The following is a 20562-nucleotide window of genomic DNA, read 5'->3' as shown; positions in this document are numbered from 1 at the left end:
GGGTGCCCTACGCGGCCAGCTTCGCCAGGGCCGCGTCGATCCTCGCCAGCGTCTTCTCCTTGCCCAGGATCTCCAGGGACTCGAAGAGCGGCAGGCCGACCGTGCGGCCGGTGACGGCGACCCGGACCGGGGCCTGGGCCTTGCCGAGCTTGAGGCCATGGGCCTCACCTGCGGCCAGGACCGCCTCCTTCAGGGACTCGGGAGACGCCCAGTCGGCCGCCTCCAGCTTCTCCCGGGCCGTGGCCAGCAGGGCGTCGGAGCCCTCCTTCATCGCCTTCGCCCACGACGCCTCGTCGACGACCGGCTCGGGCAGGAACAGGAAGTCGACGTTGTCGGTGATCTCCGACAGGACCTTCAGACGGGTCTGGGCGTGCGGGGCGATCGCGTGCCACTTGGACTCGTCGAAGTCCTCCGGGGCCCAGGGGGCGAAGGGAGCCTTCAGCCAGGGGGCGCAGCGCTCCGTGAAGTCCTTCACATCCAGCAGGCGGATGTGGTCGGCGTTGATCGCCTCGCACTTCTTCAGGTCGAAGCGGGCCGGGTTGGGGTTCACGTCGGAGATGTCGAAGGCGGCCACCATCTCCTCGATCGAGAAGATGTCCTGGTCCGCCGAGAACGACCAGCCGAGCAGGGAGAGGTAGTTGAGCAGGCCCTCGGGGAGGAAGCCGCGCTCGCGGTAGAGGTTGAGCGAGGACTCCGGGTCGCGCTTGGAGAGCTTCTTGTTGCCCTCGCCCATGACGTAGGGAAGGTGGCCGAAGGCCGGGGTCTGCTTGGCGATACCGAGTTCGGTCAGCGCCTTGTAGAGGGCGATCTGCCGGGGGGTGGAGGAGAGCAGGTCCTCGCCGCGCAGGACGTGGGTGATCTCCATCAGGGCGTCGTCGACCGGGTTGACGAGCGTGTACAGCGGAGCGCCGTTCGCGCGGACGATGCCGTAGTCCGGGACGTTCTCCGGGGTGAAGGTCAGCTCGCCGCGGACCAGGTCGGTGAAGGTGATCGTCTCGTCGGGCATCCGGAAGCGGACGATCGGGGTGCGGCCCTGGGCCTTGTACTCCTCGACCTGCTCGGCGGTGAGGTCGCGGCAGTGGCCGTCGTAGCCGGACGGCCTGCCGGCCGCGCGGGCGGCCTCGCGGCGGGTGTCCAGCTCCTCCTGGGAGCAGTAGCAGTGGTAGGCGTGGCCGGCGTCCAGGAGCTTCTGCGCGACATCCCGGTAGATGTCCATGCGCTGCGACTGGCGGTACGGCGCGTGCGGGCCGCCGACCTGGGGGCCCTCGTCCCAGTCGAAGCCCAGCCAGCGCATCGCGTCGAGCAGCTGCTGGTACGACTCCTCGGAGTCGCGGGCCGCGTCGGTGTCCTCGATGCGGAAGACCAGGGTGCCCTGGTGGTGCCGCGCGAACGCCCAGTTGAACAGGGCGGTGCGGACGAGGCCCACATGGGGGTTACCGGTGGGCGAGGGGCAGAAACGGACGCGGACGGGGGAGTCGGGTGCGCTAGCCACGCTTGACAACCTTGTTGGTGAGAGTGCCGATGCCTTCGATGGTGACGGCGACCTCGTCGCCGACGTTGAGGGGGCCGACCCCTGCCGGGGTGCCGGTGAGGATCACGTCGCCGGGGAGCAGCGTCATGGCCTCGGTGATGTTGACGATCAGGTCCGCGATGGGGTGGATCATCTCGCTCGTACGGCCCAGCTGGCGCTGTTCGCCGTTGACCGTGAGCTGGATCGTCAGGTCGGAGGCGGTGGAGAGGTCCAGGTCCGTCTCCACCCAGGGGCCGAGCGGGCAGGAGGTGTCGAAGCCCTTGGCCCGGGCCCACTGCTTCTCGCGCTTCTGGACGTCGCGGGCCGTGACGTCGTTGGCGCAGGTGTAGCCGAGGACGACGTCCTGGACGCGCTCGCGCGGGACCTCGCGGCACATACGGCCGATGACCACGGCCAGTTCGGCCTCGTGGTGGAGGTCCTGGGAGAACGAGGGGTACTGGATGGCGTCGCCGGGGCCGATCACCGAGGTGGACGGCTTGAAGAAGGCGAAGGGGGCGTCCGGGACCTCGTTGCCCAGCTCCCTCGCGTGCTCCGCGTAGTTACGGCCGTAGGCGACGACCTTGTTGGGGAGCACCGGCGGGAGCAGCCGTACCTTGCTCAGCGGGACCTTCGTGCCGGAGAGCTCGAAGTCCGTGAACGGAATGCCCTTGATGATGTCGAGGACGAGTTCGTCCTGCTTGTCGCCCTCGACGGCGCCGAAGGCGACGTTCCCGTCGATGGAGAACCTGGCGATGCGCACGGGATCCTTGCGCCCCTCACTGAGCCGGCTGGAGTCTGACACTCCAGGCTAGCGCGGTAAGGGGTGGCCGCCGTGAAAACCACCCGGTGACCGGGTGGGTGAGTGAACGGCGGCCGTGACCCGTACTACCCGCTGCCCGCTACTCGGCGACCGAGGTCGTGGCCGGGATCTCCATGAGGATGGTGCGCCGCGGGTTGGCGGTCTGGGCGGGGAGGTCGAGGGAGTGCTCGGGGAGTTCGGGGGTCTGCAGTTCCTCGGCGTCCTTGAGGTGGGCGAGGGTGGTGCGCCGGGGGTTGGCTATGTTGCGGAACATCATCGTCGTCTTCACGGTTGTAGTTGACCCCGTCATCTATGGGTTGGCAGAGACTTCCCTCTTGTAAAGCGCCAGGCTAAACATCGAATTCCCGGCCGAAGCCGCCAAGTAGCTGTGATCGACGTGTGAGTTTGCTCACGAAGTCACGGGCAAAACAGTCATTCCGGACCGATAACTCACCGCAACGAAACGGACATTGACGAACTGAAGATGTCATTCCGCTCCTGATCATGGCGACTGGGACACCCCGCAGGCGCCTACGACTGGCAGGGATACGCCCGTTATGTACGCGATCGACTTCGACACCTCGTAACGTGTCACTCACACGCTGTCACGGAGGTCACAGCTCGGTCCACGGCCCTTGTTGGAGATCCGGCACTGTGCTGGAATTCCACGGAACCGCCGCAGGATCGAGCCGGCGCGCAGGGGGCGCAACGCAGCGCCGGGTGGCGGCGAGACAGGGGGACCAGCGCCGGTCACACTCACGACCAACAGGGGGCGCGTATTCAGGGCGCTCCCCCGTACAACGCCGACACCGTGTCTCTCCGTTCACCGGAGGGGCGCCTGGTCCAGAGGTTGCGACGCTAGTGCAGGGACGTTTCAAGAGGGATGGCAGCGCTCCGGCGGAGCCGGAGGCGCACGGCGGGACCGACCGCGGTTCCTCGCCCCAGCACGCCCAGAACCCGGGCCCGGCCCCGGCCGGCGGTGGTGACGGCGGTGAGCGCTCCGGGCGCCCCGCCGTGTCCGCGTCTTCGGGGTCCGCGGGGTCTTCGGGCCCCCAGCCGACCGCCGCACCGGCGCCCGCGATCAAGCCCGCCAAGGGCCCGTCCAACCCCGGCTCGCGCATAGCCCTGCGCAACTGGCGCATCTCCACGCGCCTGGTGTCGCTGCTCGCGCTCCCCGTGGTGGCGGCGACCTCGCTGGGCGCGGTGCGCATCAACCAGTCACTCGACAACATCCAGCAGCTCGACAACATGAAGCTGCTGACGGACATGACCAAGCAGGCCACCGAGCTGGCCCAGGCCCTCCAGGACGAGCGCGACCGGTCGGCGGGTCCGCTGGCGCACGGTCAGTCGACCAGCAGCATCACGGTCAAGGGCCTCGACGAGACGACCGACCGCGCCCGCGAGAACTTCCTCAACGCCTCCGAGGAGATCGACACCGCGAGCAAGAACGGTCAGCTCCAGGGCGTCCGCGACAGCCTCGTCGGTCTGGCCGGCCAGCTGGACGACCTGGCGAAGATCCGCAAGGACGCCTATCAGCAGAAGGAGAACTCGACCCAGACGGTCGAGGCCTACCACCGGCTGATCACCCAGCTGATCGACCTCTCGCAGGACATGGCGCAGGCCTCCAGCAACCCGGAGATGATCCAGCGCACCCGCGCCCTGGCGGCGTTCTCCACCGCCAAGGAGTACGCGTCCGTGCAGCGAGCCGTCATCGCCGCGGCCCTGCCCGCAAACAACACGAGCCTCGGCAACCTCTCCGAGAACGACCGCCTCTACGGCGAGTCGGCCCAGGCGAGCGAGACCTCCGAGCTGACGATCTTCCGCAAGATCTACACCGGCAACGCGGCCGAACTGCTCAAGCCGATCGACGAGAACAACCCGACGATCGAGTCCGCGAACACCTACGCCAAGCGTGCGCTCGGCGCCCAGAACGGTCTGAACGAGCTCAGCAAGCGCTCATACCGCGACTGGACCGACGACAGCTCGACCAAGATCGACCAGATGCAGAAGATCGAGCACACGCTGCTCGAGGACATGGAGCAGAAGGCCCGCGAGCTGCGGTCCTCCTCCGAGCAGGAAGCGATCATCTCCGGTGCGCTGATCCTGCTCGTCCTCGGTGTGTCGCTGGTCGGCGCCTTCATCGTGGCCCGCTCCATGATCCGCTCGCTGCGCCGCCTCCAGGAGACCGCCACCAAGGTCGCCCAGGACCGGCTGCCCGAGCTGGTCAAGCAGCTGTCCGAGTCCGACCCGCAGGACGTCGACACGTCCGTGGAGTCGGTCGGTGTCCACTCCCGGGACGAGATCGGCCAGGTGGCCGCGGCCTTCGACGACGTGCACCGCGAGGCGGTCCGCCTCGCCGCCGAGCAGGCCCTCCTCCGGGGCAACGTCAACGCGATGTTCACCAACCTCTCGCGCCGCTCCCAGGGCCTCATCCAGCGTCAGCTCTCGCTCATCTCCGAACTGGAGTCCCGCGAGGCCGACCCGGACCAGCTGTCCTCCCTCTTCAAGCTCGACCACCTCGCGACACGTATGCGCCGTAACGGTGAGAACCTCCTCGTCCTCGCCGGTGAGGAGCCCGGCCGCCGCTGGACCCGCCCGGTCCCGCTGGTCGACGTGCTCCGCGCCGCCGCGTCCGAGGTGGAGCAGTACGAGCGCATCGAGCTGGCCGCCGTACCGACCACCGAAGTGGCCGGCCGTGTGGTCAACGACCTCGTGCACCTGCTCGCCGAGCTGCTCGAGAACGCGACCTCGTTCTCCTCGCCGCAGACCAAGGTCAAGGTCACCGGTCACGCCCTGCCCGACGGCCGGGTGCTGATCGAGATCCACGACACCGGTATCGGCCTCTCCCCCGAGGACCTCGCGGCGATCAACGAGCGGCTCGCCTCGCCGCCCACCGTGGACGTCTCGGTCTCCCGCCGCATGGGTCTGTTCGTGGTCGGTCGTCTGTCGCAGCGGCACGGCATCCGCATCCAGCTGCGCCCGTCCGACTCCGGTGGTACGACCGCGCTGGTCATGCTCCCCGTCGATGTCGCCCAGGGCGGCAAGAAGCCCGCTCCCGGCAAGCCCGGCGCCCCGGCGCAGTCCGGCGGTCCGGCCGCCGCGCAGGCGGCGGCCGGTGCGGCCGCGGCCCGGCGGGGCGGCGGCGGCCAGGGCGGTACCGGTGGTTCGCTCGGCGCGGGTGCCCCCGCCCCGGCCCTCGGCGGCGGTGCCGCCGCGGCCGGCGCGCGCGGTGGCGCCCTCGGTTCCGGCGGCCCCTCCGGCGGGCTGCTCGGCGCCGGTGCCGCTCCGCGCGGCCAAGTCGGCGCGGGCCAGGGTCCCCGGGCCGCGCTGCCCGGCGCGGGTCCGAACGGCGGCCGTCCCGGTGCGCCGGGCGGTGCACGCGGCCAGCAGGGTCCGGCGGCTCCCCCGCAGGGCCGGCCCACCGGCGGTGCCGGTGCCTTCGGCGGTCAGGACGCCTTCGGCAACCGGGGTCCGGTCCCGCCGCAGCGCTCCGCCGCCCCCTCCGACCAGGGCCGTCAGCCCCAACTGCCGCCGCGCGGTGGTCCGCGGGCCGAGCTGCCCGGCGCCAACCCGCAGCAGGGCAGGCCCAGCTGGAGCGACGACAACGCCCAGCCGCCGCTCTCCCGTGCCTCGCTGGACACCCCGCGCGGCCACGACGAGCAGGACCCGGCCCACACCGCGCCGATGCCCCGCATCGACGACCGGCAGGGCCTGGACGCCACCTCGCAGATGCCGGCGATCCCGCAGGGGCCGTCGTCCACCGGCGAGTTCCCGCGCCCGGACTTCAACCTGCCGAACGGCTCGCAGAACAGCTCGTACCCCCGCCCCGGCGCGCACGGCCCGCAGGACACGGGTTCCTTCCCCCGCCCCGGCATGAACGGCCCGCAGGACACCGGCTCGTTCCCCCGCCCGGGCGCGAACGGACCGCAGGACACGGGCTCCTTCCCGCGCCCCGGTGCGAACGGACCGCAGGACACGGGCTCGTTCCAGCGCCCCAACGTGAACGGCCAGCAGGACTCCGGGCAGTTCGTCCGCTCCGATGTCTTCGGCGGGCCGACCGGGCCGCAGGGCGGCCCCCAGAACACCGGCCAGTTCGCCGCCCCGCAGGGCTACGACAACGGCTCCACCGGCCAGTTCGCCGCCCCGTCCTACGACGGCGGTTCCACCGGGCAGCACTCCCTGCCCGGCCACCAGAACGGCTTCGCGGGCAACGGGCAGATCGGCAACGGCCAGCACAACACGGGCCAGTTCGAACGTCCGCAGACCAACGGCCGCGGTATGGACTTCGGCACTCAGCAGCGTCCGCCGGCCCGTCAGGAGCCCGAGGCGTTGCCGCCGGCCACCGGTCCCGGTGACGGTCGTACCCCGCTGTACGACACGCTGGAGACCAACTGGTTCCACGGCGGCCAGCAGGAACAGCAGCAGCAGCAGAGCAACGGCCACGGAAACGGAAACGGCTCCGCGCCGATCCCGCCGGTCCCCGCTCAGCCGCCGGCCCCGGCCGCCGCGGCCCCCCAGCGTCCCGCCCAGGCAGCCTGGCGCACCTCCCCGAACGACGACCTCGTCCGGCAGGCGGAGCGTGTACGGCAGCCGGCGGCGGGCGGTGTCACCACCTCCGGTCTGCCGCGCCGGGTACCCCGGGCGAACCTCGTCCCGGGCACGGCTCAGCAGCAACAGCACCACACCGGTCCGCAGGTCTCGCGTGCGCCTGATGACGTCCGCGGCCGGCTGACGAATCTCCGTCGGGGTATCGCGCAGGGACGGCAGGCCGGCACCGGCCCGCAGACCGGCAGCTTCCCGAGCCCCACTCACCAGCAGGAGCGTTAGTTGAGTCCGATGAGCCAGGCGGCACAGAATCTGAACTGGTTGATCACCAACTTCGTGGACAACACCCCCGGTGTGTCCCACACCGTCGTCGTGTCCGCCGACGGACTCCTTCTGGCGATGTCCGAAGGCTTCCCCCGTGACCGTGCCGACCAGCTGGCGGCCGTCGCATCCGGGCTCACCTCGCTGACGGCCGGGGCTTCCCGGATCTTCGAGGGCGGCGACGTGGCGCAGACGGTCGTCGAGATGGAACGCGGCTTTCTCTTCCTGATGTCCGTCTCGGACGGGTCGTCCCTCGCGGTCCTGGCCCACCCCGAGTGCGACATCGGCCTCGTCGGCTACGAGATGGCGCTTCTGGTCGACCGCGCGGGCGCGGTGCTCACGCCCGACCTGCGCGCCGAACTGCAAGGCAGTCTGCTCCACTGACCGCCCGGATCCAACCCGCCTCACCAAATCACCGTCCGGCCGCCACAATCCCCCCACCGGCCACGTCCGACGGCACGACTGACCGACTTGCTGTCCCGCCCGGAGGAACGATGACCCCGCCCACCGCCTCTCATGATCCGTACGCGGAGCCGTACGGCGATGAGGGCGACCAGCCGCTGGTACGTCCTTACGCGATGACCGGCGGCCGGACCCGGCCGCGCTACCAGCTCGCCATCGAGGCGCTGATCAGCACGACGGCCGACCCGGCAGCGCTCATGGGGCTGCTCCCGGAGCACCAGCGCATCTGCCACCTGTGCCGCGAGGTGAAGTCGGTGGCCGAGGTCTCGGCGCTGCTCGCCATGCCGCTCGGTGTGGCCCGGATCCTGGTGGCCGACCTCGCCGAGGCCGGCCTGGTCGCCATCCACCAGCCGGGCGGCGACGAGAACAACGGTGGCGCACCTGACGTGACGCTGCTCGAAAGGGTGCTCAGTGGACTTCGCAAGCTCTGACGGAGGTCGGGCCACCACCTCCGCGAAGATCGTGGTGGCGGGCGGCTTCGGCGTCGGCAAGACCACGTTCGTGGGAGCGGTCTCCGAGATCAACCCGCTGCGCACGGAGGCCGTGATGACGTCCGCCTCGGCGGGCATCGACGACCTCACCCACACCGGGGACAAGACCACCACCACGGTGGCCATGGACTTCGGCCGTATCACCCTGGACCAGGACCTGATCCTGTACCTGTTCGGTACGCCGGGCCAGGACCGCTTCTGGTTCATGTGGGACGACCTGGTACGCGGCGCGATCGGCGCCGTCGTCCTGGTGGACACCCGCCGGCTCGCCGACTGCTTCCCCGCGGTCGACTACTTCGAGAACAGCGGTCTGCCGTTCGTCATAGCGCTCAACGGCTTCGACGGGCATCAGCCCTACACGCCCGAAGAGGTGCGTGAGGCCCTGCAGATCGGCCCGGACGCGCCGATCATCACGACGGACGCCCGGCACCGCGCCGACGCCAAGAGTGCGCTGATCACGCTGGTGGAGCACGCTCTCATGGCACGGCTGCGGTAGCACCCAAGTCGTTCGTCATGTACGGCAGTTGTCGTACCGAAACCGGAGTCGGCTGTGGCCTTTGACACGGTCGGCTCCGGTGTTCATAACGTTTCGGCAGAGGAATCCGGTGATATCGCCACGCGTCGCGGTCACGCGGTACCGCTGCGCTCACATCAGCCCCGCCTTTTGGCGGGGCTCGTTCTTTATGACCGTTTTATCTGGGCCTTACAAGACCGCACTCCCCCGCTTTCCGCTGTTTGGAAGTGCGTAGGCCCCCGTGCTGGAATGCCTGAACTGCCCAATAGTCAAAGACGTACTCAGTAGTGGTCGATGACACACCGGGCTCTGAGAGACTGCGGCACAACGATAGGTGCCCGCCGCCGAGAGGTTGTTGGTCGAGTGAGGCGAAGCAAGAACGGTCCCGAGCCGTCGGCACGGGGCAACTTCACCCCGCCGCCGCGCGCTGCGGCGCCCACCCCTGTGCCAGCCGCGGAACCACCGGCCGCGCCCGCGAAGAGCGGCGGCCGTTTCTCCCCGCGCAACTGGCGAGTGCCCACCAGGCTGAACGCGATTCTGCTCATACCCGTGGTCGTCGGCCTGGTCATGGGCGGCTTCCAGGTGAAGAGCTCCATCGACACCTGGCAGGAGGCCCAGGACGCGGAGAACACCGCACGCCTGGTCCGCGCCGCCCTCTCCTACGCCGACGCCCTCTACGAGGAGCGTGACGTCACCGCGGCGCCCCTGCTCAAGGGCTCGCTGCAGAACGCCGCCGACAAGAAGACGGTCTCCGACGCGCGCGCCCAGACGGACAAGGCCGCCGACGCCTTCGACGCCGCCGCGCAGAACATGCCGCACAAGGCCGGCCTGGAGCGCCGCCTCAAGCTGTTCCGCGAGGCCGAGCCCACCCTCACTAACCTGCGCGCCGCCGCGTACACCACCAAGCTCACCGGTGTGCAGACGGAAGAGGGCTACATAGGGGTCGCGCACCCCCTGATGGAGTTCGCCAACGAGCTCGGTCTGGGCACCGGAAACATCACCTCCTACGGCCGTACCGTCTACGCCATCTCACTCACCAAGGCGGCCCTGTCGCTGGAGCGCTCGATCGGCATGCACCTGCTGATCAAGCCCGGCCCGGACGCCGGCAACCTGGCCAGCCAGCGGGTCGCCCTCTCCTCGTACGCCTATCTCGAAGGCATCGCCGTCGAGGAGTACATCGGCGGTGGCACCGAGGCGGACGCGCAGAAGCTGACCGACCTCCAGAAGAAGATCAAGACCGACGGCGCGGCGCTGGTGCAGCAGGCCAAGGCCAAGGACCCGAACTACGTGGCCCCACCGTCCAACCCCACGACGATGGTCACGGCGCTCGCGACGCTGGAGAACACCGACACCGCCACCCGTCAGGGGCTGGCCGCCAAGGGCATCACGGCCGAGAACTGGTGGACGGTCAACACGCTCAAGTACAACGCCTACCGCCAGATCGAGTCGGACATGGCCGACAAGGCGGTGAGCGAGGCCTCCGGCATCGCCGACGACGCCAAGACCTCAGCGTTCATCACCGGTGCCGCGGTCGTGGTCGCGCTGCTCGCCGCGTTCATCCTGGCCGGCATGGTGGCCCGCCAGATGTCCCGGTCGATGCGCCAGCTGCGCAACGCCGCCTTCGGTATCGCCGAGCAGCGTCTGCCGATGCTGGTCGACCAGCTCTCCCGCACCGACCCCGGCCGGGTCGACACCCGGGTGGCGCCGATCCCGATCACCTCGACCGACGAGATCGGCGAAGTCGCCCGCGCCTTCGACCAGGTCCACCGCGAGGCCGTCCGGCTCGCCGCCGAGCAGGCGCTGCTGCGGGGCAACATCAACGCGATCTTCACCAACCTGTCGCGCCGCAACCAGTCGCTGATCGAGGGCCAGCTGACCCTGATCACCGACCTGGAGAACAACGAGGCCGACCCGGACCAGCTGGAGAACCTCTTCCGGCTGGACCACCTCGCGACCCGTATGCGCCGCAACGGCGAGAACCTCCTGGTCCTCGCCGGCGAGGAGCCCGGTCGCCGCTGGGACCAGCCGGTCCCGCTGGTCGACGTGTTGCGCGCCGCCTCCTCCGAGGTGGAGCAGTACGAGCGCGTCGAGCTCTCCGGCGTCCCGGAGGCCGAGATCCACGGCCGCGCGGTCACCGACCTGGTCCACCTGCTTGCCGAGCTCCTGGAGAACGCGACGACGTTCTCCTCCCCGCAGACCAAGGTCCGTGTCACCGCGACCCGTCTCCCCGACGGCCGCATCATGATCGAGATCCACGACAAGGGCATCGGCCTCACCGCCGAGGACTTCGCGGACATCAACCACAAGCTGGCCAACCCGCCGACCGTGGACGCCGCGATCTCCCAGCGCATGGGCCTCTTCGTGGTCGGCCGGCTCTCCGACCGGCACGGCATCCGGGTCCAGCTCCGCCCCTCGGGCGAGCAGGCAGGCACCACCTCGCTGGTCATGCTGCCGGACGCCATCACCCACGGTGGCGGTGGCGAACAACCGCTGGAGCGCGAGGAGTTCACCGTCTCGCAGATCATCCCGGAGCAGCAGTTCCAGGTTGAGAACTTCAGCCAGCAGCAGCAGCCGCTCCAGCCGATGCGTACGGCGGCCGAGCTGGGCTTCGACGACAGCCGCTACACGGAGATCCCCGACGACATCCGCGAACTGGACCCCGTCGGCCGCTCCCTGATGCGCGAGGAGCGCCGTGCGGCCCTGGAGGCCCAGGCACAGCCCCCGCAGGGCACACAGAACCCGCAGGAGACCGCGGAGATCCCGGCGTACGTCGACGAGTTCGACAGGGGCCGGCAGGGCTACGACACCAGCGGTACGGGCTTCCAGGAGCAGCCCACGGGCTTCGACGCCGGGCAGCAGTACCAGGAGCAGTCGCAGAGCGCGTACGACGAGCAGTACTACGCGCCGAACGGCGGCCTGCCGCAGAACGACACGTTCTCGCCGGACGCCTTCGCCACCAACGGCGGCTACCCGGAGCCCACTTATCCGGAACCGGCCCAGGAAGAGCCCACGGCCGCGCCCGCCGCCGCCTCCGACTCGTTCCCGGCGTTCGGGGAGCAGCCCTACCAGGACGACTGGCCGCAGCAGGGGCAGCAGGGGCAGCAGGGGCAGCAGGGGCAGCAGCAGGACGGCTACCAGAACGGTTACCCGGCCCAGTACCCTCCGGAAGCGGGGTCGGCGCAGGCCAGTGACGTGGACGAGCGGAACCGCGTAGGCTTCGACCGTCCGGGAGCGGCCCCCTCCGCCGGCCACCAGCTGACCAACGCAGGGCTGCCCCGCCGGGGATCCGGCGGCACGGGCGGCCCCAACGGCGCGGGTCCCGTGCAGCAGGCTCCGGCCGCGGCTTCGGCTCCGGCGACTCCGGGGGCCTCGGCTCCGGAGTCCAACGGCGACAGCAGCTGGCGTTCGGCGAACGACGAGCGCTGGCAGCAGGCCTCGCAGCTGCGCAGGCCCAAGGCGGGCGGGGTCACCTCCTCCGGCCTGCCGAGGCGGGTACCCAAGGCCAACCTGGTCGAGGGCGCCGCCGAGAACACCCCTCAGGGAGGCCCACAGGTCTCCCGCGCCCCGGAGGACGTCCGGGGCAGGCTGAGCAACCTGCGCAGGGGCGTCCAGCGCGGACGCAACGCAGGCAGTGAAACGAACGGCCAGGGCTTCGGTCCTGACAGCACCTACAACCAGGAGCGTTAGTGTGAGCCCGATGAGCCAGGCGGCACAGAACCTGAACTGGTTGATCACCAACTTCGTGGACAACACCCCGGGGGTGTCCCACACGGTGGTGGTCTCCGCCGACGGACTCCTTCTGGCGATGTCCGAAGGCTTCCCCCGCGACCGCGCCGACCAGCTCGCGGCCGTCGCATCCGGTCTGACGTCCCTGACGGCAGGCGCCTCCCGAATCTTCGAGGGAGGCAGCGTGAATCAGACGGTTGTGGAGATGGAGCGGGGGTTCCTGTTCATCATGTCCGTATCCGATGGTTCGTCGCTGGCGGTCCTGGCCCACCCGGAGGCCGACATCGGCCTGATTGGGTATGAGATGGCCCTTTTGGTGGACCGCGCGGGCACGGTTCTTACCCCGGATCTGCGTGCGGAACTCCAGGGAAGCCTTCTCAACTGATAGTCAGACGGTGCGTTTTCGCGTCCCGGGGCCGTAAGGTTTCGGGACGCGGCTCCATAGGGATCGGTGCCCGGCACGGTCGGAGGAGGAGAGAAAGTGGCAACACCCCCAGGCGGTTCGAATAACGGCAACTGGTCGTACGGTCCTGCGCAGGGCCAGGGCGACGGTTCCGCGAACCGGTACAACTTCCCCTCCGCCCCCAGCCACCGGCAGCCGTACGCACCGCAGGGCCCCGGTCCGTCGCCGTACGACCAGCCGCCGACGCCGCGCATCCAGCCGGTGCAGCCGCAGCGTCGTCCCGAGCCCGCGCCCGCCGGGGCGTCGAACAACCCGTTGGTGCGTCCGTACGCCATGACCGGTGGCCGGACCCGCCCGCGGTACCAGCTCGCCATCGAGGCGCTGGTGCACACCACCGCGCAGCCGCACCAGATGCAGGGCCAGTTGCCCGAGCATCAGCGGATCTGCAACCTCTGCCGGGAGATCAAGTCGGTGGCCGAAGTCTCGGCCCTCCTGTCGATCCCTCTCGGCGTGGCCAGGATCCTCGTCGCCGACTTGGCGGAGGCGGGCCTGGTCGCCATCCATCAGCCCGGCGGCGACGAGAACGCCGGTGGCCAGCCAGACGTGACTTTGCTCGAAAGGGTGCTCAGTGGACTTCGCAAGCTCTAGCGGAGGGCCTTCCCGCTCCACCACGTCCGCGAAGATCGTGGTGGCGGGCGGCTTCGGCGTGGGCAAGACCACGTTCGTCGGCGCCGTCTCGGAGATCAACCCGCTGCGCACAGAGGCCGTGATGACGTCCGCGTCTGCCGGCATCGACGACCTCACCCACACCGGGGACAAGACGACCACCACGGTCGCCATGGACTTCGGCCGTATCACCCTGGACCAGGACCTGATCCTGTACCTGTTCGGTACGCCGGGCCAGGACCGCTTCTGGTTCATGTGGGACGACCTGGTACGCGGTGCCATCGGCGCCATCGTCCTGGTGGACACCCGCCGGCTCGCCGACTGCTTCCCCGCGGTCGACTACTTCGAGAACTCGGGTCTCCCCTTCGTCATCGCCCTCAACGGCTTCGACGGCAACCAGCCGTACAACCCGGAAGAGGTCCGTGAGGCGCTCCAGATCGGCCCGGACACCCCGATCATCACGACGGACGCGAGGCATCGTGCAGATGCGAAGTCGGCGCTGATCACTCTCGTGGAGCACGCTCTGATGGCTCGGCTGCGGTAGTTCCGGCGACCGGGCTGCCACGGCCGGCCGTCCGCCGACTGCGGGTGTTCGTGGCTTGTCGCGCAGTTCCCCGCGCCCCTGAAGGGGCGCGTTGCTGGGCCCCTTCTTTTGAAGGGGCCCGAACTTTTCGCCACGGCGGCAGCTCACTTCTTTTTCCGGCCGCAACCGAACCGGCCCGACAGCCCCTGGCACACACGGAGAAGGGCCCCTCTGAAGCAGAGGGGCCCTTCTGCGTACGTACTGTCGGCCATGTCGGCCGGGCGGCGCAGCCTAGCCGTGCCAGCTGTGCGGGGCGCGGAAGCCGTTCTCGCGCTCCAGGCGGCGCCAGCCGGCCTTGGCGCGGCCTCGGTGGGTCTGCTCGGTGTCGGCGGTCGGCCGGGCGGCCGCGCGGGCCAGGAGGACCGCCGTTATGGCGGCGACTTCCTCCGGGTCGGCGTTGCCCTTCTCCACGCGAATGTCAGGGACGTTCATGGATTCAGTCTCCGTGAGAGAGGTTTCCGCAGGATTACTGCGGGGGGTTGCCGTGCTTACGCGACGGCAGGTCGGCGTGCTTGGTGTGCAGCATCGCCAGCGACCTGGCGAGCACCTCGCGGGTCTCGGCCGGGTCGATGACGTCGTCGACCAGGCCGCGCTCGGCCGCGTAGTAGGGGTGCATGAGCTCGGCCTTGTACTCCTTGACCATCTTCTGTCGCATGGCCTCGGGGTCCTCGGCCGCGGCGATCTGCCGACGGAAGATCACGTTGGCCGCACCCTCCGCGCCCATGACCGCGATCTCGTTCGTCGGCCAGGCGTAGGTCAGGTCGGCACCGATCGACTGGGAGTCCATGACGATGTAGGCACCTCCGTACGCCTTGCGCAGGATCAGTGAGATCCGGGGCACGGTCGCGTTGCAGTAGGCGTAGAGGAGCTTCGCGCCGTGGCGGATGATCCCGCCGTGTTCCTGGTCGACACCGGGGAGGAAGCCCGGTACGTCCAGGAAGGTGACGATCGGAACATTGAAAGCGTCACACATCTGGACAAAGCGCGCAGCTTTTTCACTCGCCTCGATGTCCAGGACGCCCGCCAGTACCTGCGGCTGGTTGGCGATGATGCCCACGACCTGGCCGTCGATCCGGGCCAGCGCGCAGATGATGTTCCGCGCCCAGCGCTCGTGGACCTCCAGGTACTCGCCGTCGTCGACGATCTCCTCGATCACCTTGGTCATGTCGTACGGCCGGTTGCCGTCGGCCGGGACCAGGTCCAGGAGGACGTCGCTGCGGCGGTCGACGGGGTCCGTGGAGTCGACGCGCGGCGGGTTCTCGCGGTTGTTCTGCGGGAGGAGCGAGAGGAGGTAGCGGACCTCCGCGATGCAGGTCTCCTCGTCGTCGTACGCGAAGTGGCAGACACCGGAGGTCTCCGCGTGCACGTCGGCGCCGCCGAGGCCGTTCTGGGTGATCTCCTCGCCGGTGACCGCCTTGACGACGTCCGGGCCGGTGATGAACATCTGCGAGGTCTCGCGGACCATGAAGACGAAGTCGGTGAGAGCGGGGCTGTAGGCCGCGCCGCCCGCGCAGGGGCCGAGCATCACGGAGATCTGCGGGATGACGCCGGACGCCTTGGTGTTGCGCTGGAAGATGCCGCCGTAGCCGGCGAGGGCGGAGACGCCCTCCTGGATACGGGCGCCGGCGCCGTCGTTCAGGGAGACCAGGGGGGCGCCGGCCGCGATGGCCATGTCCATGATCTTGTGGATCTTGGTGGCGTGGGCCTCGCCCAGCGCGCCGCCGAAGATCCGGAAGTCATGGGCGTAGACGAAGACCGTACGGCCCTCGACCGTGCCCCAGCCGGTGATGACGCCGTCGGTGTAGGGCTTCTTTGCCTCCAGGCCGAAGCCGACCGCGCGGTGCCGGCGCAGCTGCTCGACCTCCTGGAAGGAACCCGGGTCCAGGAGCAGCTCGATACGCTCCCGGGCCGTCAGCTTGCCCTTGGCGCGCTGTGCCTCGGTCGCCTTCTCGCTGGGCCCCGCCACGGCCGCCGCACGGATCTCGTGCAGCTCGGCGACCCGCCCGCGCGCGTCCGTCGGCTCGCCGGTGGGCTCACCCGTCGTCTCTTCCAAAACGGTCATGTAGTGACCTTACGAAGGACACCAAGGATTGCGAGACGTCGACTCCGTACAGTCTCCGACGCGTTTTCCTGGAACCACTGAACAGAACCAGAAGAGCATGCAGCCGTTCCGACTGCTCAGAGGGCTGCGCCGTTGTAGGGGTGCCACAAAGGCATACCCTGAGACGCGCCTCACATTCATGGGTCGCCCATCCCACCCCCGGGTGAAAGGGGCCCCTCTTCCGAGCCTAACCGCACCCTGGCCACACTCCTCCGCCGCGTCGCGATCCGTTACGTTCCGTGATGACGGCGACACGCGAACAGATGAAGTTGAAAGTTGTACGGAATAGGACTACGGTGAGGCCTGTTGAGTTCGTTGAACATTAAACATCAACGGTCCGCGCCTTCGGCATCCACCGCTCCGAGGCCGCGACCCGTCCCCAAAGGAGCACATCATGGGCATCTTCGGCCGCAAGAACGACAACACCACCACCACCACCGCCGGCGCCACCGCCGACACGGCCACGCTGACCGGCGACTACACGATCGACCCGGCGCACACCACGCTCGGTTTCGTGGCCCGCCACGCGATGGTCACCAACGTCAAGGGCAGCTTCCGGCAGTTCGAGGGCTCGCTGCACCTGAACGGCGCGGACCCGTCGAAGTCCACTGCCTCCCTCGACATCACGATGGACAGCATCACCACGGGCAGCCCCGACCGTGACGGTCACCTGAAGTCGGCGGACTTCTTCAAGACGGACGAGTTCCCGACGATGACCTTCCGCTCCACCAAGGCGGAGGCCCTCGGCGGCGACGACTACCGCATCACCGGCGACCTCACGATCCTCGGTGTCACCAAGCCGGTCACCATCGACCTGGAGTTCAACGGCGCGGCCAAGGACCCGTTCGGCAACGATCGCGTCGGCTTCGAGGGCAAGGCCGAGATCAAGCGCTCCGACTGGGGCGTGACCTGGAACGCCGCGCTGGAGACCGGTGGCGTCCTTGTCTCCGACAAGATCAAGCTGAACTTCGACATCTCCGCGATCAAGAACGCGTGAGCCCGCGGCGTCGGACCGCCGACACCGCCCGCACCATCCAGGCCGCCCACGCCCGCTGAGCGCCCGTCCCCCACTCCCCTGAGGGCGGGCGCTCGCCCGACTCCGGGGTCTGGCGTGTGTTCTAGTAGTCGATGGTCGGGTACCAGTCGCCGCGCCCCCGCGGGGTGAGGTCGAGAAGGTGCCAGACGGGCGTCAGCAGGTCGATACCGCGCTCCTGGATGTCCTCGGCCACACGCGGATGGGCCGAGTAGGTGTGCCGGACCGTGTCGTCGCCGTCGCGGGTGAAGACGGAGACCGTGGAGTCCTGCGCGCCGTCCTCGTCCTCGCTCCCCAGGTCGTACTTGAACGTGCTGTCACCACAGCTGAGCAGCCGCAACCGGTGCCAGCCGCGGTCGCGGGCGTACTTCCGGAGAGTGGGCGGGTCGGCCGCCGCGGCGATGACGAAGTCCGCGTTCCTGGCCATGTGGTGGGCGATGCCGTTGTACCCGTCGATCCACATCGTGCACATCGGACAGGCGCTGGTCTGAAGCTTGCCGTACATGAAGTGGTAGACGATCAGCGGCCGTTCGGGACCGGTGAACAACTCGCTCAACGCGACCTCGCGAACCGGTGTGTCACCGGCGTCGAGGTCGCCGGGCCCTTCGAGAAAGACGTAGTCGTCGACGGCCGCTCCCTGCGGGAGCGCCCGCCGCAGCGCCGCGACCTCCTCCCGGCGCCGCATCAGCTCGATCTCGGCCAGCCGCAGCTCCTCGCGGGCACCGAGATACTTCTCGGACTCCCCGGCCAGCCTGGTGTGCCGCACCATCGCGTCCTCCTGGGGTGGGGCCCCCAGGCCCCCAAGTCTAGGACGGCCACCTGGCCTACTCACCTTCGCAGAGGCACGCCAGGCCGAGATCACTCGGGCACTCCGAATTCACACCACACGATCTTGCCGGGGCCACGCTCTTCCACTCCCCACTTGTCCGCGAGCAGGCTGCCCAGCAGCAGGCCCCGGCCGTGTTCCGACTCCGGTGACATGTCGCGGTAGCGGAGCTCGCCCGGGCCGCTGTCGTGGACCTCGGTGCGGAGGACTCCGTCGGGGTGCAGGGTCAGCCGGAGGCGGAAGCCGCGGCCCGGGGGTACGCCGTGGAGCACGGCGTCGGTGGTCAGTTCGCTCACGCAGAGCAGTACGTCGTCCGCGCGCGGGCCGACCTCCCGGTCAGCCAGGGCCGTGCGCGTGAAGTCGCGGGCCACGCCGACGGATCTGCGGTCCCGGCGGTAGAACGCCTCGCGGGTGTGGGGGTGTTGGGGTTCCGGATCCATGAGACGAGTGTCACCATGAGACTCCAAGAACGCCGATGGCTCCACCCTCACCGTCTCCCCCACCGCCTGGACCGCCTTCCTCGGGCATACGGCCACATGACCGCCGCCTGACTAGGAACTCGCGGCCCGCCAGGCCGGTGGGTCGAAGGGATCGGCGAAGTACTGGGTCTCGTGCACCACGTGCAGGTCGGCGAATTCCATGATGCTCACCGAGAACGAGGGCACACCGTCGTAGGTGATGACGCATTCGCTCACCCACAGATTCGCGTGACCGGTGATCCGCTGGACGGTGAAGTGCCGGTCGGCCGGGTGTCCGCCGCGTTGCGCCGCAATCATCGCGCGGCCCCGGAACCGCTCGCCTGACTGCGGGTAGTCCAGGATCGCGTCCGGGGCGTAGATGGCGTGCTCGGCTTCGGTGTCCCCGCGTTCCGAGGCCCGCCAATGCTCCTCGATCGCGGCTCTGGTCAGGGAGTCCTCGTCCATGGCACCGCCCTTCGGTCGCGGTGACAGCCTAGGCACTCCCGTCCGCAGTCGGGCCGGAGGCCAGACGGACGTGGGCTGACATCTCCTTCCTTTGAACGTTCTAAGACGGTGTCCTAAGCCTCGCTCGGCCGTACATCAGGCCGTGCCCCAGTCCTCCTGCGCGGTACCGGCAGCAGCCACCACGCCGACGCCACGGAGAGGGCCGCGCCCACCGCGATGGCCGCCAGGCGGGTCGGTAGCAGGGATTCCGCGTTCTGGCCGAAGTAGCCGAGGAGCAGGGAGAGGGCCGTGGTCACGCCGGCCGCCCAGTAGGCGTAGTTGAGGGGGCGCAGCCAAAGGGCGACCGTCAGGACGGCGAACATCAGGGCCACCGCCGTGTGGCCGGTGACGCCCGCCTCCGCTACCGCCGTCGCCAGGAGGGTGCCTATGCAGGCACCAGCCAGGCGTTCTACCCCCTTGCGCAGTACGTCGGTTCGGCCGCGGTTGCCGCTCGCGGCGACGTACGCGGTCAGCACGGCCCAGGGCCAGTGGCCGTCGAAGAGGAGGTGGCCGAGGGTGAAGGCGGCTGCGATGGCCGCCGCCATCTGGAGAGCCATGCGGGTGCTGGGGCGCGGGTGGAGGCGGGAGCGGCGTGGGGGCGGGTCGGGGACCGGCTCCGCGCGCCAGGGGCCGTAGCGGTCGCCCAGGGCCTGCACCAGCCAGACCGAGCAGCACGCGATCACCCCGATCAGCGCCGACCAGCCCCAGGTGACCAGTCCGCTCTGCGCCTCGGCGGGCAGTGCGGGGCCGGGGACCACCAGCAGGGCCACCAAAGGGAGGGCCAGCAGCGTGCCCGCCTTGGTGCCGACCGGGCCGTACCGGCGGATCCAGATGGCCAGTGTCATCCCGGCCGTGTAGGCGGCTGCGCCCGCCGTGTAGTGCGAGGCGAGCAGTCGACCGACGAAGATCGAGGCGGTTGCGGTCAGGGGCAGCACCACCAGCGACATCAGACGGCGGCGGGTGCCGGCGGTGCGCTGGGTGGCGGCGAGGGTCAGGGTCAGGGCGACCGCGAGGACCAGCACATCGGTGTGCAGTCCGGCGGCCCCCTCCAGCGCCAGGGCGGCGGCCCAGCAGAGCAGCACGGCCGTCATCGTCAGTCCTGCTTCGTACGCGTTGCGTATGAGTTTGGCGATCACAGGCCGAGAGTACGGTGACCGACAAGCAGTGAATAGTAAGTTATCGCTTACGATCTCTAGTATGGAGCACCTCGTCGAAGCCGCCCGTATCCGTCGTGCTGTCGTCCGGCTCAACCGTCGGCTGCGGCAGGAGCGCGGGGCCGGGAGTCTCAGTCCCAATCAGCTGTCGGTGCTCGGCCGTCTGTACCGGCACGGGCCGTCCACGCCCGGCGAGATCGCGGTCGCCGAGCGGCAGTGTCCCCAGTCGCTGACCCGGGTCTTCGCGGAGCTGGAGGCGGAGGGGCTGGTCGGCCGGGCACCGGACGCGTCCGACCGGCGGCAGTCGGTGCTGAGCCTGACCGAGGCGGGGCGGCGGGCGCTGGAGGCCGACATGGCCCAGCGGGACGCCTGGCTGGCCGAGGCGTTCGGGGCGTTGAGCGAGACCGAGCGCGGGGTGCTGTCCCTCGCGGCCTCAGTGATGGAGCGGCTGGGGGATCCGGAGTAG

The 20562-nt window shown here is 69.5% G+C and carries 19 protein-coding genes and 1 pseudogene; 11 read left to right on the top strand and 9 right to left on the bottom strand.

Annotated elements, in window-relative coordinates; all coding sequences use genetic code 11:
- Positions 1-7: 7 nt before the first annotated feature.
- The 3 genes from gltX to ABTY98_RS04340 all read right to left on the bottom strand — a co-directional run bounded on the left by gltX (position 8) and on the right by ABTY98_RS04340 (position 2598).
- Positions 8-1492, bottom strand: coding sequence for a glutamate--tRNA ligase (gltX, locus tag ABTY98_RS04350; protein ID WP_352219349.1), 1485 nt, complete (start codon positions 1490-1492; stop codon positions 8-10).
- On the bottom strand, positions 1485-2270 hold the full coding sequence (locus ABTY98_RS04345) for a fumarylacetoacetate hydrolase family protein (protein WP_352219348.1): 786 nt from the start codon (positions 2268-2270) through the stop codon (positions 1485-1487). The genes gltX and ABTY98_RS04345 overlap by 8 nt, the downstream gene beginning before the upstream one ends.
- A gap of 139 nt (positions 2271-2409) precedes the next feature.
- Positions 2410-2598, bottom strand: a complete 189-nt coding sequence (locus ABTY98_RS04340) for a hypothetical protein (protein WP_351705292.1) — start codon at positions 2596-2598, stop codon at positions 2410-2412.
- 572 nt (positions 2599-3170) lie between these two features.
- On the opposite strand from ABTY98_RS04340, the gene ABTY98_RS04335 reads away from it, so the two are divergent.
- From ABTY98_RS04335 to ABTY98_RS04300, 8 genes are all read left to right on the top strand, one after another.
- Positions 3171-7136 carry a nitrate- and nitrite sensing domain-containing protein gene (locus ABTY98_RS04335; RefSeq protein WP_352219347.1) on the top strand — a complete coding sequence of 1322 codons (3966 nt, stop codon included), beginning with the start codon at positions 3171-3173 and terminating at the stop codon, positions 7134-7136.
- A gap of 9 nt (positions 7137-7145) precedes the next feature.
- The gene (locus ABTY98_RS04330) at positions 7146-7559 is read left to right on the top strand and encodes a roadblock/LC7 domain-containing protein (RefSeq protein ID WP_005479910.1); all 414 of its coding nucleotides are present in this window, start codon (positions 7146-7148) and stop codon (positions 7557-7559) included.
- 110 nt (positions 7560-7669) lie between these two features.
- On the top strand, positions 7670-8068 hold the full coding sequence (locus tag ABTY98_RS04325) for a DUF742 domain-containing protein (protein ID WP_019058642.1): 399 nt from the start codon (positions 7670-7672) through the stop codon (positions 8066-8068).
- Positions 8049-8624 carry a GTP-binding protein gene (locus ABTY98_RS04320; RefSeq protein WP_046729249.1) on the top strand — a complete coding sequence of 192 codons (576 nt, stop codon included), beginning with the start codon at positions 8049-8051 and terminating at the stop codon, positions 8622-8624. The genes ABTY98_RS04325 and ABTY98_RS04320 overlap by 20 nt, the downstream gene beginning before the upstream one ends.
- Positions 8625-9005: 381 nt before the next feature.
- On the top strand, positions 9006-12329 hold the full coding sequence (locus tag ABTY98_RS04315) for a nitrate- and nitrite sensing domain-containing protein (protein ID WP_352219346.1): 3324 nt from the start codon (positions 9006-9008) through the stop codon (positions 12327-12329).
- A 10-nt stretch (positions 12330-12339) separates the two neighbouring features.
- Positions 12340-12753, top strand: coding sequence for a roadblock/LC7 domain-containing protein (locus ABTY98_RS04310; RefSeq protein WP_005479603.1), 414 nt, complete (start codon positions 12340-12342; stop codon positions 12751-12753).
- Positions 12754-12849: 96 nt separating this feature from the next.
- Complete coding sequence (locus tag ABTY98_RS04305) at positions 12850-13419, top strand: DUF742 domain-containing protein (protein WP_352219345.1); 570 nt, start codon at positions 12850-12852, stop codon at positions 13417-13419.
- A complete protein-coding gene (locus tag ABTY98_RS04300; protein WP_046729246.1) occupies positions 13400-13981 on the top strand; it encodes a GTP-binding protein in 582 nt (193 codons plus the stop codon). The genes ABTY98_RS04305 and ABTY98_RS04300 overlap by 20 nt, the downstream gene beginning before the upstream one ends.
- Before the next feature lie 270 nt (positions 13982-14251).
- On the opposite strand, the gene ABTY98_RS04295 is transcribed toward ABTY98_RS04300, so the two are convergent.
- On the bottom strand, positions 14252-14452 hold the full coding sequence (locus ABTY98_RS04295) for an acyl-CoA carboxylase subunit epsilon (protein ID WP_046729245.1): 201 nt from the start codon (positions 14450-14452) through the stop codon (positions 14252-14254).
- Between the two features lie 34 nt (positions 14453-14486).
- The gene (locus ABTY98_RS04290) at positions 14487-16082 is read right to left on the bottom strand and encodes an acyl-CoA carboxylase subunit beta (RefSeq protein ID WP_352219344.1); all 1596 of its coding nucleotides are present in this window, start codon (positions 16080-16082) and stop codon (positions 14487-14489) included.
- A 433-nt stretch (positions 16083-16515) separates the two neighbouring features.
- Between ABTY98_RS04290 and ABTY98_RS04285 the strand changes: the two genes are divergently transcribed.
- Positions 16516-17118, top strand: a complete 603-nt coding sequence (locus ABTY98_RS04285; RefSeq protein ID WP_352219343.1) for a YceI family protein — start codon at positions 16516-16518, stop codon at positions 17116-17118.
- A 121-nt stretch (positions 17119-17239) separates the two neighbouring features.
- On the opposite strand, the gene ABTY98_RS04280 is transcribed toward ABTY98_RS04285, so the two are convergent.
- Together ABTY98_RS04280 and ABTY98_RS04275 are read right to left on the bottom strand one after the other, a co-directional pair.
- Positions 17240-17923, bottom strand: coding sequence for a DUF899 family protein (locus ABTY98_RS04280; protein ID WP_352219342.1), 684 nt, complete (start codon positions 17921-17923; stop codon positions 17240-17242).
- 89 nt (positions 17924-18012) lie between these two features.
- On the bottom strand, positions 18013-18420 hold the full coding sequence (locus ABTY98_RS04275; RefSeq protein WP_352219341.1) for an ATP-binding protein: 408 nt from the start codon (positions 18418-18420) through the stop codon (positions 18013-18015).
- Positions 18421-18445: 25 nt separating this feature from the next.
- On the opposite strand from ABTY98_RS04275, the pseudogene ABTY98_RS04270 reads away from it, so the two are divergent.
- Positions 18446-18520 (top strand): annotated as a pseudogene (locus ABTY98_RS04270) (DUF397 domain-containing protein); the annotation flags it as partial.
- 11 nt (positions 18521-18531) lie between these two features.
- Here ABTY98_RS04270 and ABTY98_RS04265 read toward each other — a convergent pair.
- Together ABTY98_RS04265 and ABTY98_RS04260 are read right to left on the bottom strand one after the other, a co-directional pair.
- Positions 18532-18903, bottom strand: a complete 372-nt coding sequence (locus ABTY98_RS04265; RefSeq protein ID WP_352219340.1) for a nuclear transport factor 2 family protein — start codon at positions 18901-18903, stop codon at positions 18532-18534.
- Positions 18904-19016: 113 nt separating this feature from the next.
- On the bottom strand, positions 19017-20078 hold the full coding sequence (locus ABTY98_RS04260) for an FUSC family protein (RefSeq protein ID WP_352219339.1): 1062 nt from the start codon (positions 20076-20078) through the stop codon (positions 19017-19019).
- 61 nt (positions 20079-20139) lie between these two features.
- On the opposite strand from ABTY98_RS04260, the gene ABTY98_RS04255 reads away from it, so the two are divergent.
- Positions 20140-20562, top strand: a complete 423-nt coding sequence (locus ABTY98_RS04255) for a MarR family winged helix-turn-helix transcriptional regulator (RefSeq protein WP_352219338.1) — start codon at positions 20140-20142, stop codon at positions 20560-20562.

Source organism: Streptomyces sp. NPDC096040, from assembly GCF_040303265.1.
In the GTDB taxonomy this organism is placed as follows: Bacteria; Actinomycetota; Actinomycetes; order Streptomycetales; family Streptomycetaceae; genus Streptomyces.
Note: the sequence above shows the minus strand (reverse complement) of the source record. Positions and strands in the feature narration are given on the sequence as shown.

Bases quoted from the DNA above. Each gene is read 5' to 3' on its own strand.
- ABTY98_RS04325 (WP_019058642.1), top strand. From the start codon at position 7,670: ATGACCCCGCCCACCGCCTCTCATGATCCGTACGCGGAGCCGTACGGC.
- ABTY98_RS04265 (WP_352219340.1), bottom strand. From the start codon at position 18,903: ATGGACGAGGACTCCCTGACCAGAGCCGCGATCGAGGAGCATTGGCGG.
- ABTY98_RS04255 (WP_352219338.1), top strand. From the start codon at position 20,140: ATGGAGCACCTCGTCGAAGCCGCCCGTATCCGTCGTGCTGTCGTCCGG.
- ABTY98_RS04290 (WP_352219344.1), bottom strand. From the start codon at position 16,082: ATGACCGTTTTGGAAGAGACGACGGGTGAGCCCACCGGCGAGCCGACG.
- ABTY98_RS04280 (WP_352219342.1), bottom strand. From the start codon at position 17,923: ATGGTGCGGCACACCAGGCTGGCCGGGGAGTCCGAGAAGTATCTCGGT.
- ABTY98_RS04310 (WP_005479603.1), top strand. From the start codon at position 12,340: ATGAGCCAGGCGGCACAGAACCTGAACTGGTTGATCACCAACTTCGTG.
- ABTY98_RS04275 (WP_352219341.1), bottom strand. From the start codon at position 18,420: ATGGATCCGGAACCCCAACACCCCCACACCCGCGAGGCGTTCTACCGC.
- ABTY98_RS04330 (WP_005479910.1), top strand. From the start codon at position 7,146: ATGAGCCAGGCGGCACAGAATCTGAACTGGTTGATCACCAACTTCGTG.
- ABTY98_RS04295 (WP_046729245.1), bottom strand. From the start codon at position 14,452: ATGAACGTCCCTGACATTCGCGTGGAGAAGGGCAACGCCGACCCGGAG.
- ABTY98_RS04285 (WP_352219343.1), top strand. From the start codon at position 16,516: ATGGGCATCTTCGGCCGCAAGAACGACAACACCACCACCACCACCGCC.